Source organism: Nocardia sp. NPDC004260 (genome assembly GCF_053603155.1).
In genome coordinates, this window is sequence record NZ_JBSGEZ010000063.1 from 1 (window position 1) to 14,823 (window position 14,823).

Genomic DNA, 14,823 nt, shown 5'->3' on the forward strand with positions numbered 1-14,823 from the left:
ATGGTGCCGTCGGCGTTTGTGGTGTTGGATGCTTTGCCGTTGAACGTCAACGGCAAGTTGGATCGTAAGGCGTTGCCGGAGCCGGAGTTCGAGGTTCAGGCGTTCCGGGCGCTGTCGACGCCGATCGAGGAGATCGTGGCGTCGGTGTTCGCTGAGGTGCTCGGGGTGGAGCGTGTCGGTGCGGATGACGACTTCTTCGCTTTGGGTGGTAACTCGCTGTTGGCGACGCAGGTGGCGGCGCGTATCGGCGCGACACTGGACACGCGTGTGCCGGTCCGCGTGATCTTCGAGGCAGCGACCGTCGCCGCACTCGCGATCAAGGTCGAGCGGGGCTCCGGTGAACGCAAACGCATCCCCCTCGTCGCGGGACCGCGTCCGGACCGCATCCCGCTGTCGTTCGCGCAACAGCGCATGTGGTTCCTCAACCAGTTCGACACCCCGGCGTCGGTCTACAACATCCCGGCCGCTATCCGCTTGTCCGGCGACCTGGACGTGGCCGCGTTGCGGCTTGCCGTCGCCGACCTCGTCGCCCGCCACGAGATCCTGCGCACGATCTACCCGCAGACGCCGGACGGCCCGGTACAGCGGGTCCTCGCTCCGCACGAGGTCCCGGTGGATCTGGCTCCCGTGCAGATCGGCGACGAGCACGTCGCCGGCGAGGTGCGGCGGGTCGTCGCCGCGGGCTTCGACGTGACGGTCGAGGCGCCGTTGCGCGCGAAGCTGTTCCAGCTCGCGGGCACCGAATACGTGCTGGTCTTCGTCACCCACCACATCAGCGCCGACGGCTGGTCGATGGGCCCGCTGACCAGGGACCTGATGCTGGCCTACGTGGCGCGCACCGGCGGCCAGGAGCCGTCCTGGGCCCCGCTGCCCATCCAGTACGCCGACTACGCGCTCTGGCAGCGCGACGCGCTCGGCCCCGACGACGACCCCGGGTCGCTGGCGGGCGAGCAATTGGATTACTGGACCACCGAACTCGCCGACCTGCCCGACGAGCTGAACCTGCCCGTGGACCGGCCGCGCCCGCCCGCCCAGTCCTTCGCGGGCGGCAGAACCGATTTCGTCGTCGAGGCCGACGTGCACGCCGCGCTGGCCGATCTCGCGCGGCGGCACAACGCCACGCTGTTCATGGTGGTGCACGCCGCGTTCGCGGTGCTATCGGCTCGTCTGTCCGGCACCGAGGACATCGCCATCGGCACGCCCGTCGCGGGCCGCGGCGAAGCCGAACTGGACGACCTGATCGGCATGTTCGTCAACACGCTGGTGCTGCGCAGCCGGGTCACGCCCGGTCTCTGCTTCACCGAACTGCTGGCCCGCACGCGGGAAACGGACCTGCGCGCCTTCGCCAACGCCGACATCCCGTTCGAGCGGCTGGTCGAAGTGCTCGCCCCTGAGCGCTCGGCCGGTCGCCATCCGCTGTTCCAGGTGGCGCTGTCGTTCGAGAACCTGCCCGCGACCGGCTTCGAGCTACCCGGCCTGAGCTTCACCGCGCTCGACCCGGCCGCCGACACCGCCAAGTTCGACCTGCTGCTGACCGTGCGCGAGCAGCGCGCCGAATCCGGTGCGGAAGCCGGTCTGGCCGCCGAATTCACATATGCCCGTGACCTGTTCGACGAACCGACCGTGGTCGAGTTCGGCCGCAGGTTCCGTCGCATCCTGGCCGCGGTCGCCCAGCGCCCGGACACCGCCGTCGGCGATCTGGAGATCTTGGACGACTCCGAGCGCGCGGAGCTGATCACCCGTACCGGCGCACCAGCCGTGCCGCCGCGCACGCTGCCGGATTTGCTGGCCGCGGCCGTCGCCGGGAATCCGGCCGGAATCGCCGTGGTCGCGGACGACCGCACCTTCAGTTACGCCGAACTCGACGCGGCTTCGGCGCAATTGGCGCGGGCGCTGATCGACCGCGGCGCGGGACCGGACGTGCCGGTCGCCGTCGCGATCCGTCGTTCGGTGGAATCCGTGCTGGCACTGTGGGCGGTGACCAAGACCGGCGCGGCGTTCGTTCCGATCGACCCGACCTATCCCGCCGACCGCGTCGCGCGCATGGTCGCGGACTCCGGCGTAGCGCTCGGCCTGACGCTCACCGCCGAACTGGACAACCTGCCCCTGCCCGGCGGCTGGCTGGCCTTGGACGATCAGGACTTCACCCTCGACGTCGCAGCGCGCTCGGATAAGCCATTGCGTCCCGACGAGCTGCGCGGACCGCTGCGCGCGAGCAACGCCGCGTATGTGATCTACACATCCGGCTCCACCGGCGTGCCGAAGGGTGTCGTGGTGACCCACGAAGGTCTGGCGAATTTCAGCACCGAACAGGTGGAGCGCTATCGGCTCGACAGTTCCACTCGCGCCCTGGCGTTCGCGTCGCCTTCGTTCGACGCGTCGGTGCTGGAGCTGCTGCTCGCCCTTGGTTCCGCGGGCGGGCTCGTGGTAGCGCCGCCGTCGACCCTCGGTGGCGCGGAACTGGCCGAGCTGATGCGCGCCGGAGGCGTCACGCACGCCTTCCTCACGCCGTCGGTGCTCGCCTCGCTCGATCCGGACGCGTTGCCGGGGGTACGGGCCGTCGTGGCGGGCGGCGAAGCGGTGCCCGCCGATCTGGCGGCCAAGTGGACCACCCGGACCGAACGCGATTTCCACAATGGTTACGGGCCGACCGAAACCACCATCATGACCAACATCAGCGACCCGCTCCGGCCCGGCGAGCCGGTCACGATCGGCGGACCGATCCGCGGGATGCGGTCGCTGGTGCTCGACAGCAGGCTGCGCCCGGTGCCAGAAGGGGTCGCGGGCGAATTGTATCTGGGCGGTATCCAGCTCGCGCGCGGCTACCACGCGCGCTCGGCACTGACCGCCGCTCGCTTCGTGGCTGACCCGTACGGCGTGCCCGGCGAGCGTCTCTACCGCACCGGCGACCTGGTGCGCTGGCGCCGATCCGGCGGTGCGCCGGTCCTGGAGTACCTGGGCCGCAACGACTTCCAGGTCAAGGTGCGCGGCTTCCGCATCGAACTCGGCGAGATCGACGCGGCGCTCACGGCCCAGCCCGAAGTCGACTTCGCCGTGACACTCGGCCGCGAAACCGGTTCGGGCGCCACCATGCTGGTCTCGTACGTGCTACCCGCCGAGGGGGCGACGGCCGACCCGTCCGTGCTGACCGAACGGATCGGACGCACACTGCCGCAGTACATGGTTCCGGCGGCGATCGTCGTGCTCGACGCGATTCCGCTGACCCCCGCGGGCAAGCTGGACCGCAAGGCGCTGCCCGCGCCCGAGCTGGACCTCCGCGCCTACCGCGCGCCGCGAACCCCCGCCGAACTGGTGATCGCCGAGGTGATCGGCGAGGTGCTCGGTCTCGAACGGGTCGGGATCGATGACGACTTCTTCGCCCTCGGCGGCGACAGCATCGTGTCCATCCAGGTGGTCTCCCGCTCGCGCGCACGAGGTGTGACCTTCGCGCCGCGGGACGTCTTCGAATGCCGGACTGTCGCCGCGCTGGCCCGCGCCGCCGCGGTGGAGGGCGGCGGACCCGGTGACGAGGCGGGCGAACTACCGCTGACGCCGGACGCCGCGCGGATGCTGGACGAAGGCATCGAAGTGCGGGCCATCGCGCTCGACATCCCCGAGACCTGCTCCGTGGAGACGGTGCACGGCGCGGTCGCCGCCGTGCTCGAGCAGCACCCGATGTTGTGGGTACAACTGCGCTACGGCGAGGACGGCACGCCGGTGCTGCGCATTCCCGCCGCCGCCGAACGCACCGGCGAGGCGTTCCGCAGGCTGGACCCGCAGCGCGGCGAGACTTCGCTGCCCATCGACGACGTGGTGCAGGCGGTCGCCGCCGCCCTCGACCCCGAACAGGGCCGCAACATCTACTTCGTGCTCACCGGCGGCCCCGAGGCTCGCTCCACGCTGATCGTCGTGGCCAGCAGCCTCGTCATCGACGACGTCTCCTGGCGGGCGGTCGTCGACCAGCTCACCGCACGGTGGGAGCGGGCGCGCCACGCCGCGCCCGCGAGCGCCGAAACCGGCCTCGGCGTGCTCATCCGCGCCCTCTCGGCCAAGGCGCACGATCCGGTCACGGTCGCCGAAATGGATTGGTGGCGACTAGCGCTCGGCTCCGTCCCGGAGGGCGCGGGAACCGAGGGACGGGATCTGCACGCACGCAGCCGGGTATCGCTCACCATCACCGCGGAGGGTGCGGCGGCCGTCGCCGCGGCCGCCGAGGCCTACCACGCCGGGGTGGAGGACATCCTGCTCACCGCGCTGGCGCTGGCACTGCAGACCGCCGCGGGAGAGACCGTCACACGCGCCATCGGTACGGTCGTCCGGCTGTCCGCCGACGGTCGCGCGGCCACCGACGCCGACGGGGCGAGCACGGTGGGCGGCTTCGTCACCGAATATCCGCTGCCGTTGCGGTTGAGCCGGATCGACATCGACGAGGCCCTGATCGGCGGACCGGCGGCGGGCACCGCGATCGCGCAGATCAAGGAGTTGCGCCGGTCGGTGCCCTCGCGCGGTGTCGGCTACGGCCTGTTGCGCCATCTCAACGCCGAGACCGCCGCCGAGCTGCGTGGCCTCGGGCGTGGCCGGTTCGCGCTGCGCTACCGGGATCTGCGTCCGGCGCGGGTGCACACCGACATCCCGTCCGACGACCTGCTGCTCGTACTGACCGTCGACGCCACTGACGACGGCCTGCTCGCCCGGTTTGACTTCGCCGCCGCCGCGTTCCGCGGTGAGGACGCGAAAACGTTCGCGGAGCACTGGATCCGCGCGCTCGGCGGCCTCGCCGAGCACGGACTGCGCCCGGACGCGGGCGGCTACACCCCCTCCGATTTCCCGCTGGTGCGGCTCAAGCAGCCCGATATCGACCGCTTCGCCCGCGCCTACCCCGACCTGTCCGACGCCTGGCCGCTCACCCCGCTGCAATCGGGCATGTTGTTCCACGCCCTGCTCGCGGAGCACTCGGTGGACGTCTACACCACCCAGTTCGTGCTCGATCTCAGCGGCGCGGTGGACGCCCGCCGGATGCGCGCGGCCGCGCAAGCGGTGCTGGACCGGCACGACAACCTGCGCGTCGCCTTCGCCGACGACAGCGAGGGCAAGCCCGTACAGATCGTGCAGGATTCGCTGGAGGTGCCGTGGCGGCTGATCGATCTGGGTCAGCTGGAACCCGACGCGGCCCGAACCGAACTGGAGCGGATCAAGGCGGCGGATCTGGCCGACCACTTCGACATGCGGACCGCGCCGCTGCTGCGGTTCGCGCTGATCCGCTCCGCCGCGGCCCGCTACCACCTGCTGGTGACCAGTCACCACATCCTCGTCGACGGCTGGTCCATGCCGCTGTTGATGAAGGATCTGCTCACCCTGTACGCGTTCGGCGGCAAATCCCGGCACTTGCCCTCGGTGCCGTCCTACCGCGACTATCTGGCCTGGCTGGTCGCTCAGGACGCGGAAGCGGCCCGTTCCGCGTGGCGCGCTGCGCTGGCCGGTGTCACCGAGCCGACGCCGCTGGCGCCGGTCGATCCCGGCCGCGAGATCGCCTCGGGCGTAGGCGAAGCCGGGTTCGAGCTGTCCCCGGCCGACACCACCGCGCTGACCCGGCTCGCATCGGGGCTGGGCGTCACGGTGAACACCGTGGTGCAGGCGGCCTGGGGACTGCTGATCGGTCGCACCGCCGACCGTGACGACGTGGTCTTCGGCGCCACCGTGTCCGGCAGGCCGCCCCAGCTGGACGGCGTCGAGGCGATGGTCGGCCTGTTCCTCAACGCGATCCCGGTGCGGGTGCGGCTCGACCCGACCGGCACGCTGGGCGGGCTGCTGCGGCAGCTACAGGCCGAGCAGGCCGCCCTGCTGGACTATCACTACCTGGGGCTGAGCGACATTCAGGAAGCCGTCGGCGTGGAGGGGCTGTTCGACTCGCTCGTCGTGTTCGAGTCGTTCCCGGTGGACCGGGAGGGTCTGGAGCGGGCGGGCGCCATCGACGGTATGAACGTCACCGGCGTCGGCGCGGTCAACGGCACCCATTACCCGTTCACGGTCATGGTGGTGCTGGACAACCAATTGCGCGTCTCGGTGAAGTACCTGCGCGACGTCATCGACGAACCGGCGGCGCTCGCGCTCGCACAGCGGCTCTCGGCGCTGATCGGCCGCTTCGTGACCACCCCTCAGGCGCGCGTCGGCGATATCGACGTGCTGCTGGACGCCGAGCGCGCCGAGCTGGCCGCGCACAACGCCACCGACGTGCCGGAACTACTCGACGGCGCGACGTTGACCTCCCTGTTCGACGCGCAGGTGGCGCGCACGCCGGACGCGCCAGCCGTCCGTTTCGGCGACACCACGCTCACCTATGCCGAACTCGACTCGCGCGCCCGGTCCTTGGCCGTCGAGCTGATGCGCTGGGGCGTCGGCCCGGAGACGCTGGTCGCCGTGGCCATGCGGCGCGGCATCGACCTGGTCGTCGCGATCTACGCGGTGCTGCGCGCCGGTGGCGGTTACGTCCCGATCGACCCGGACCACCCGGCCGAACGCAGCGAGTACGTCCTCGGCAGCGCCGCCCCGATCTGCGTTCTGACCACCACCGCGGACGCGTTCGACACCGCGACCGGTGTGCCGGTGGTCGCCGTGGACACGCTGTATCTGCCTCCGTACGAGGGTCCTTGGCCGCGGGCGGAGGTGCGTCCGGACACCGTCGCCTACGTCATCTACACCTCCGGCTCCACCGGCCGCCCCAAAGGCGTGATGATTACGCACCGGCAGATGGTGCATCAGTTCCGCTGGGCGCAGTCGGCCTACCCGCACGGCGGCGACGACGTGGTGCTGCACAAGACGCCGATCACGTTCGACATCTCCGCCTGGGAGTTGTTCTGGCCGTTGCAGTCAGGGGCGTCGATCGTGATCGCCGCGCCCGACGGGCATCGCGATCCGGCCTATCTGGCCCGCGTCATCGTGGACAACGCGGTGACCACGGTGCACTTCGTGCCATCGATGCTGGACGCGTTCTCGGATCCGGTGGCAGGCCCGACCGTGGCGTACCCCTCGCTGCGCCGGGTGTTCGCCGCGGGCGAGGCGTTGTCCGGGGCGACCGCGAGGAAGTTCGCCGCGGCCGTGCCGGGCGCCGAGCTGATCAACTGGTACGGCCCCGCCGAGGCCACCGTGGTCACCGGCCATCGCGTGCGCGACACCGCCGCGGCGGCGGTTCCGATCGGCGTCCCGGCGGCCAATACGCGCGTGCACGTGCTCGACCGGCAGTTGCAGCCGGTTCCGCCGGGCGCGGCGGGCGAGTTGTACGTCGCGGGTGCGCAATTGTCGCGCGGCTATCTCGGGGCCCCGGCCCTGACGGCCGAGCGTTTCGTCGCCCATGCGGGCGGCGCCCGGCTCTACCGCACCGGCGACATCGTGCGCTGGCACGACGGCGCGCTGGAATACCTGGGCCGCAGCGATTTCCAGGTCAAACTGCGCGGCCAGCGCGTGGAACTCGGTGAGATCGAGGCCGTGCTGACGAGCCATCCGCAGGTGCGGCACGCCGCGGTCTCGGTGGTGCGTGGCGCCAGCGGCGATCGGCTGGTCGCGTACGTCGTCGGCGCGCCGGGGACGACCCTCGACGAAGCCGCGTTGGCGGCGCACGCCCGCGCCGCGCTGCCGTCGTACATGGTGCCCTCGGCTGTGGTCGCGCTCGCCGAGCTTCCGCTCAACGCCAGCGGCAAACTCGACCGCAAGGCGCTGCCGGCGCCGCCGTTGGTGGCGCGTCCGTACCGCGCGCCGGGCACGCCGCTGGAGCGGACCGTGCTCGAGGTGTTCGACGAGGTCCTCGGACCCGGCCCGGTGCATCGGATCGGGATGGACGACGACTTCTTCGGCCTCGGCGGCACCTCGCTGGTCGCCACGCGGGCGGTCAGCAGGCTGCGCACGCTCACCGGCGCCGAGGTGCGGGTGCAGTGGTTCTTCACCGACCCGACCCCGGCGGCGCTGGCGGCCCGGATCATGGCCGCGCTGGCCGACGATCACGACTACGACCAGGACTCGAACGCGGCGCTCGGCGTCCTGCTGCCGATCCGCACCATGGTGCCGCACGACGTGGCCGCCGCCGAGCCGCTGTTCTGCCTGCATCCGATGTACGGATTGTCCTGGTGCTACGCCGGCCTCGCGCGCTACGTGCCCGCCGGCACGCCGATCTTCGGCCTGCAGTCGCCCGCGCTCACCGAAGAGGGCTACCTGCCGGAGTCGCTGGTCGAGATGGCGCACCGCTACGTGGCCGAGATCCGCGCGGTGCAGCCGCACGGGCCCTACCGGCTGCTCGGCTGGTCGCTCGGTGGCGTGCTGGCGCACGCGGTGGCGACCGAACTGCAGGCCGCCGGCGAGGAGATCGGCCTGCTGACCATGCTCGACAGCCACCCCGACATCGACGTCACGGATTTCCGGGCGGCGATCCGCGAGGCGCTGGCCGAACTCGGCATCGGCGCGGACGCCCTGCTGCCCGGCGAGGGCGACGTCCACGATCTGAGCGAGGACGCGCTGGCCGCGCTGCACGCCACCATCCCGCCGGACATGGCAGTGCTCACCCCGGACCGGGTGCGCCGGATCTACCGCAGCGCGGTGCGCTCGGCCGAGTTGATCGCCGAGCACCGGCCGGACGTCTTCCGGGGCCGATTGGACTACTTCAGCGCGTCCGGTCACGACACCGCGGCGGCCGGCTGGCAACCTTATGTCGACGGCCGGGTGGACGATCATCCCGTCGGTGTCTCGCACGATCAGATGACATCGCCGGAAGCGCTCGCGCAGATAGGTCCTAGATTGTCCGAGTTGCTCGATCCCCCGGGGTGGGAAGCGACACGGAACATGGGGCGGTCATGATCGAGCCGACACCGTTCCGGCATGATAGGGCAACGGTGCGGTAACGACGTCCACTGTTGTGACGACTACATAGGCCGTATGGTCGGGCGGGATGCCTGGGCATCCACCAGGCGTGTGGGGCATGCAGAGCGAATCTCGAGACGAAGCGAAGGTGCGAAATTGATACGTCGACAGAGCCGGCGCGGTGGCCTGCGGGCCGCGGCCGCCATCGCGGCAACCGCGGTGCTCGCGGGAATGATGACCGGTCTCGGCGCGTCCAGCGCGACAGCTGATCCGATCATCGATTCCAAGACTCTGTTGGGCAACCCGGTCGCCCCGGACGGTTCGCGCATCACCAAGGCCGAGTACAAGGACGCGCGCAGCATCCGGCTGTACGTGTACTCGGCGGCGATGGACGAGAAGGTCATCATCGACGTCCAGCGCCCGGCCGACGCCTCCGTGCCGCGTCCGACGCTGTACCTGCTCAACGGCGCGGGCGGCGGCGAGGACGAAGCTTCGTGGCAGGCGAAGACCGACGCGCTGCAGTTCCTGTCGGACAAGAACGTCAATGTGATCCAGCCGATCGGCGGCAAGTGGAGCTACTACACCGACTGGATCAAGGACGACCCGGTACTCGGCCGCAACAAGTGGAAGACCTTCTTCACCGAGGAGCTGCCCCCGCTGGTCGACGGCGCGCTGGGCACCAACGGCGTGAACGCCATCGCGGGCCTGTCCACCTCGGGCACCACGGTGCTCGCGCTGCCGATCGCCAAGCCGGGCCTGTACAAGGCGGCCGCGGCCTACAGCGGCTGCGCGCAGACCAGTGACCCGGTCGGCTCCGAGTTCGTCAAGCTGACCGTCGAGACCTGGGGCGGCGGCAACACCGACAACATGTGGGGTCCGGAAGGCTCGCCGGACTGGGTGGCCAACGATCCGTACGTGAACGCCGAGGGGCTGCGCGGGCTCGACCTCTACATCTCCACCGGCAACGGCCTGCCCGGCCAGTACGACACGCTCAACGGTCCGTACGCGCTGCCCGGCGCATACGGTCTGGCCAACCAGATCGTCATCGGCGGCGTGATCGAGGCGGGCACCAACTACTGCACGCACAACCTGAAGAACAAGCTGGACCAGCTGGGCATCCCGGCCACCTATAACTTCCGCGATTCGGGCACCCACTCGTGGGGCTACTGGCGCGACGAGTTCCAGCTGTCGTGGCCCGTGCTCGCGAAGGGGCTCGGTATCTGATCCGAATCGAGCCGGGACCGCCCGGCAGGATTCCTCCGACCGCCTGGTCGCCGCTGTCGCGCGACCAGGCGGTCGTCTTTCTGGGGTAACCGTCACAAAAAAGTTCGGGAACCCGTAAAATTCAGTTCGTGGGTATTACGTTGGTCGAGTCGACCAAGTCCGTCACCGGGCGCGCGCGTGCCGCGACCGTTCTGCTGGGGCCCGCGTTCGTCGCGGCCATCGCGTACGTCGATCCCGGCAACGTCGCGTCCAATATCAGCGCGGGCGCGCAGTTCGGCTACCTCCTGGTCTGGGTCATCGTGCTGGCCAACGTGATGGCGGGGCTGGTCCAGTTCCTCTCGGCCAAGCTCGGCCTGGTCACCGGGTGGTCGCTGCCGGAGGCGGTGCGCGCGAAGGCGAGCGGACCCGTCCGGCTGGCCTACTGGGGCCAGGCGGAGACGGTCGCGATCGCCACCGACCTGGCCGAGGTGGTGGGCGGCGCCATCGCGCTGCATCTGCTGTTCGGCCTGCCCCTGCTGGTCGGCGGCGTGATTACCGGCGCGGTGTCGATGGTTCTGCTGCTGGTGCAGGACCGTCGCGGCCAGCAACCGTTCGAGCGGGTGATCACCGGGATGCTCGCGATCATCGCGATCGGATTCCTGGCGAGCGTGGTCATCGCCCCGCCGTCGGCCGGGGGCACGGTCGGCGGTCTCCTGCCGCGCTTCCAGGGCACCGAGAGCGTGCTGCTCGCCGCCGCCATGATCGGCGCCACGGTCATGCCGCACGCGGTCTACTTGCACTCCGGCCTGGCCCGCGACCGGCACGGGCAACCCGCGCCGGGGCCGCTTCGCGCGAGGCTGCTGCGGATCACCAAGGTCGACGTCGGGCTGGCCATGATCTTGGCGGGCACGGTGAACCTGGCCATGCTGCTCATGGCGGCCAACACCCTGCGCGGCCGAAACGTCGAGACCATCGAGGACGCGCACGCGGCCGTCGGCGACGTGCTCGGCCCGGCCGCCGCGCTGCTGCTCGCGATCGGCCTGCTCGCCTCCGGCCTGGCCTCGACGTCGGTCGGCGCCTACGCGGGCGCGATGATCATGCAGGGCCTGTTGCACCGGCGAATCCCACTGATCACACGCAGGCTGATCACGTTGATCCCCGCCATCGCGGTCCTCGCGCTGGGGATCGACCCGACCCGCGCGCTGATCATCTCCCAGGTGGTGCTGTCGTTCGGCATCCCGTTCGCGCTGATACCCCTGGTGCGCTTCACGAGTGACCGCACGCTGATGGGCGCGGACGTCAACCATCGCGTGACCACCGCGCTGGCCTGGACGGTCGCGGCGATCATTTCCGTGCTCAATGCCGCCCTGATCTATCTCACCGTTACCGGGCGGTAGCCCGCCCGGCGCGGCGCGCCGCTCAGACCCAGTTCTCGATCCAGTACTTCCAGATCCGTGGTGCGTAGGCGTCCAACGGCGGAACCCTGATGTCGGTGCCCGCCAGGGCCGCGCTGGTGTGCCTGCAATCGAACCAGCAGGCGAATTCGCTGTGCTCCAGCACGTCCAGCGGCACGCCGACCCGGAGCAGCAGCCAGTTCGCGCCGGGAACCCGCAACATCATGTCCAACGTGCGCTTGGGCATCACCTCGACCAGGTGCGGCGCGCCCGCCTCGTCGGCGAACAGGTTCAGCGCGTCGACAGCGCTCTGCCTGCGCGGATCCACCAGGTGATAGGTGATCTTGTCCGAGCCGGCGCGATGCGCGATGTGATCGAGGGCGCGAGCCACGAAATCCACCGGGACCATGTTGGTCTCGCCCAGTTTGGGCACCAGGACCGGCAGCAGCCTCGGCAGCTGCGCGCCCATGCGCAGCAGGCGGAAGAAGTAGTACGGGCCGTCGATCCGATCGATCTCACCGGTCCTGGAATGCCCGATCACGATCGACGGCCGATAGATCCGCCAGCGCAGCGACGATTCCCGCACGATCCGCTCGCCCTCGAACTTCGCTCGCTGCACCGGGGTGGCCAGCGCCTGCCCGTGATCGAACATGTCCTCGGTGAACAGGCCCTCGGTGGACCCGGCCACCTCCACGGTCGAGACGTGGTGCAACAGGCCGACGCCCAGTTCCTCGGCGACGTCGACCAGGTGCCTGGTCCCGCCGCCGCGCTCGGTCAGGTCGTAGCCCCCGGCCAGATGGAAGACATGCTCGATGGCGCCCCGATGCCGGGCCAGCCAGGTCGGATCGATGCCGAGCCCCGGGGCGCCCAGATCGCCGCGCACCGGACGGACGCGGTCGCCGCCCGCCCATTCCTGCGCGCAGCAGGCGAACCGGTCGGCCGAGGCGTCGCCCGGCCGAACCAGCACGTGAATGTCACCCTCGCGTTTCAGGAGCTCAGGGATGAGAAAACGACCGATGAACCCAGTTGCCCCGGTAACCAGGTAAGTCATAGCCGATGAACATAGTCGCCTGTCGGTCGCTACGTTCCGGCGGGCTGATCAGTCGGCGAAGACGGGCTTGCGCTTGCTGAGCATCGCGGTGGCGCCCTCGATGAAATCGGGGGAGCGCAGCAGTTCGGTCTGCCCCGCCTTCTCGGCGGCCAGAGCCGCGTCCAGCGCCGCCAGCGTGGCCTGGTTCAGCGCGTGCTTGGTGAGTTCCAGCGCGCGGCGCGGACCCGTGGCGATCTTCTCGACCCCGGCCTCGACCGCGGCGTCGAGTTCGTCGTCCGGCACGACGGCGGTGAACAGACCGGCGGCCGCGGCTTCCCGGGCGGGCAGCCGTTCGCCGAGCAGTGCCATCCGGGCCGCCAGCGGGCGGCCCGCCGCCGCGGCCACCAGCGCGGCCGCCCCGCCGTCGGGCATCAAGCCGATGTTGATGAAGGCCAGCAGCAGGTAGGAGTCCTCGCTCGCGTAGACCAGGTCGGCGGCCAGCGCGATGCCGACGCCGACGCCCGCCGCGGCGCCGCGGATGCGCACGAGCACCGGGATCGGCGCGTCGACGATGGCCCGCACCAGCCGGTTCGCCGCGTCCATCACCATGTCCGAGGTGATGCCCCGCTGCGCCTCGTCCGCGCTCGCCGAGAGATCGGCGCCGGTGCAGAAATCGCCGCCCTCGCCGGTCAGTACGATCGCCCGCACCGCGCGGTCGTCCGCCGCCGCGCGGAAGGCGTCCCCGAGCGCGACCATGGTGTCGTAGTCGATGGCGTTCTTCCGCTTCGGGTTGGTGATCGTGATCCGGAGCGCTTTGCCGTCCTGGACCGCGGTGAACTTCGCGGCGGAGGGGGCGGCCGGGGTCGCGGAATCGTTGTTGCTCACGTTTGCTCCTAAGCTGCAATTCGCCGGACGCCAGGCCGTGAATAGTGGTTAACTTTGCGAATTGTGGTTAACTTAGGGTCCATTGTCGGGCGCTGTCAACCAGCGCCGCCGGAGAACGGAGAGGTGCATGGTCGCGGATCGCAGCGAGGTCGATCTCGCTCCCGCGCGCCCCGAACCGGGCAGGCGGGCGGGCGCTGAGGGCGCGCCGTCGGTGCGCCGCCGTCCGAAGGACCGCAAGGTGCAGATCATCCGGGCGGCCGCCCGCGCGTTCAGCGAACGCGGGTACTACCCGGTCGGCGTGGACGAGATCGCCGCCGAGGTCGGCATCTCCGGTCCAGCCCTCTACCGGCATTTCACGAACAAGTACGCGTTACTGGTCGCCGCCGCGGAGGAGGGCGCGCAACACCTGCTGGATGTGGCCCAGGGGGCCGACGACGCCCGGCTGGACCCGGTGCGGCGCGCCGACGCGCTGATCCGCGCGATCAGCGAGCACACCGTCGACATCCGCCGCGAGGCCGGGCTCTACCGCTGGGAGCGGCGCTATCTCGAGCGGGACGACCGCGTCCGGATCAAGAAGATCTACGACGACCTGAACAACACCCTCGCGGCGCCGATCGCGCTGCTGCGACCCGAGGCGCCGCCCGCGGACGTGGCCATGCTGGCCGCGGGCGTGCTCAGCGCGATCGCCAGCATCGCCGCGCACCGCACCGCCCTGTCGAGCGCTCGGCTGCTTCCGCTGTTGCATCAGATGTCCTGGGCCATCCTGCGCACCGAACTGCCTCCCGCGCCCGCCGAACCTGATCCCGGCCCGCCCGTGCGGGGCATCCCGGTGACCTCCAAGCGCGAGCAGTTGCTCACCGAGGCCATCCGGATCTTCGGCAGGCAGGGGTATCACGAGGCGAGCATCGAGGAGATCGGCGCCGCCGTCGGCATCAACGCCTCCAGCGTGTACCGGTACTTCGCGAGCAAGGCCGACCTGCTCGCCGCGGCGTTCCACCGCACCGGCGACCGGCTGGCCATCGCGATCACCGAGGCGCTGGCCGATGCGACGAGCCGGGCGGACGCCGCGCGCAACGTGGCCGACCGCTACGCCAAACTGAGTTTCGCCATGCCCGAGATCATGGCGGTGTACTACGCCGAGTTCGGCAACCTGCCGCAGGCCGAGCAGCACAAGCTGCGCGCCATCCAGCGGCAGAACGTGCTGGAATGGGCCAACCTGCTGGACGGCGACCCGGTGGAAGCGCGTTTCCGGGTGCACGCCGCCATCAGTCAGGTGATCGATGTGGGCAGGCTGATCCGATTCGATTCCCGGCCCGCGCAATTGGCCCGGGTCACCGCGCTGATGGACGCGGTGCTGCTCGCCGATAACGCGCAGCCGGACGATGCCCGCCATTAACCCCGTGTACGGCCACAGCGCAGCCGGACAGCGTCCGTCATCAGCCTGCGCATGGCCGCAGCGAAGGCGGA

General features: G+C 70.4%; 6 protein-coding genes. 4 read left to right on the forward strand and 2 right to left on the reverse strand.

Annotated features, from left to right (window positions below; genetic code table 11):
- The 3 genes from ACWEO7_RS29135 to ACWEO7_RS29145 form a co-directional block, all read left to right on the forward strand.
- On the forward strand, positions 1–8,841 hold an 8,841-nt coding region (locus tag ACWEO7_RS29135), incomplete at its 5' end, for an amino acid adenylation domain-containing protein (protein WP_452427932.1).
- A gap of 237 nt (positions 8,842–9,078) precedes the next feature.
- Entirely contained in the window at positions 9,079–10,068 is a 990-nt protein-coding gene (locus ACWEO7_RS29140; RefSeq protein ID WP_450026038.1) for an alpha/beta hydrolase, read from the forward strand.
- 134 nt (positions 10,069–10,202) lie between these two features.
- On the forward strand, positions 10,203–11,444 hold the full coding sequence (locus ACWEO7_RS29145; protein ID WP_452427973.1) for an Nramp family divalent metal transporter: 1,242 nt from the start codon (positions 10,203–10,205) through the stop codon (positions 11,442–11,444).
- A gap of 22 nt (positions 11,445–11,466) precedes the next feature.
- Here the strand turns inward: ACWEO7_RS29145 and ACWEO7_RS29150 are convergent, their stop codons facing one another.
- Together ACWEO7_RS29150 and ACWEO7_RS29155 are read right to left on the reverse strand one after the other, a co-directional pair.
- Entirely contained in the window at positions 11,467–12,492 is a 1,026-nt protein-coding gene (locus ACWEO7_RS29150; protein ID WP_452427934.1) for an SDR family oxidoreductase, read from the reverse strand.
- Between the two features lie 48 nt (positions 12,493–12,540).
- Positions 12,541–13,356 (reverse strand): enoyl-CoA hydratase-related protein, encoded by an 816-nt coding sequence (locus ACWEO7_RS29155; RefSeq protein WP_452427936.1) that lies wholly within the window; start codon positions 13,354–13,356, stop codon positions 12,541–12,543.
- Positions 13,357–13,483: 127 nt separating this feature from the next.
- On the opposite strand from ACWEO7_RS29155, the gene ACWEO7_RS29160 reads away from it, so the two are divergent.
- Positions 13,484–14,752, forward strand: coding sequence for a TetR/AcrR family transcriptional regulator (locus tag ACWEO7_RS29160; RefSeq protein ID WP_452427938.1), 1,269 nt, complete (start codon positions 13,484–13,486; stop codon positions 14,750–14,752).
- Positions 14,753–14,823 lie beyond the last annotated feature (71 nt).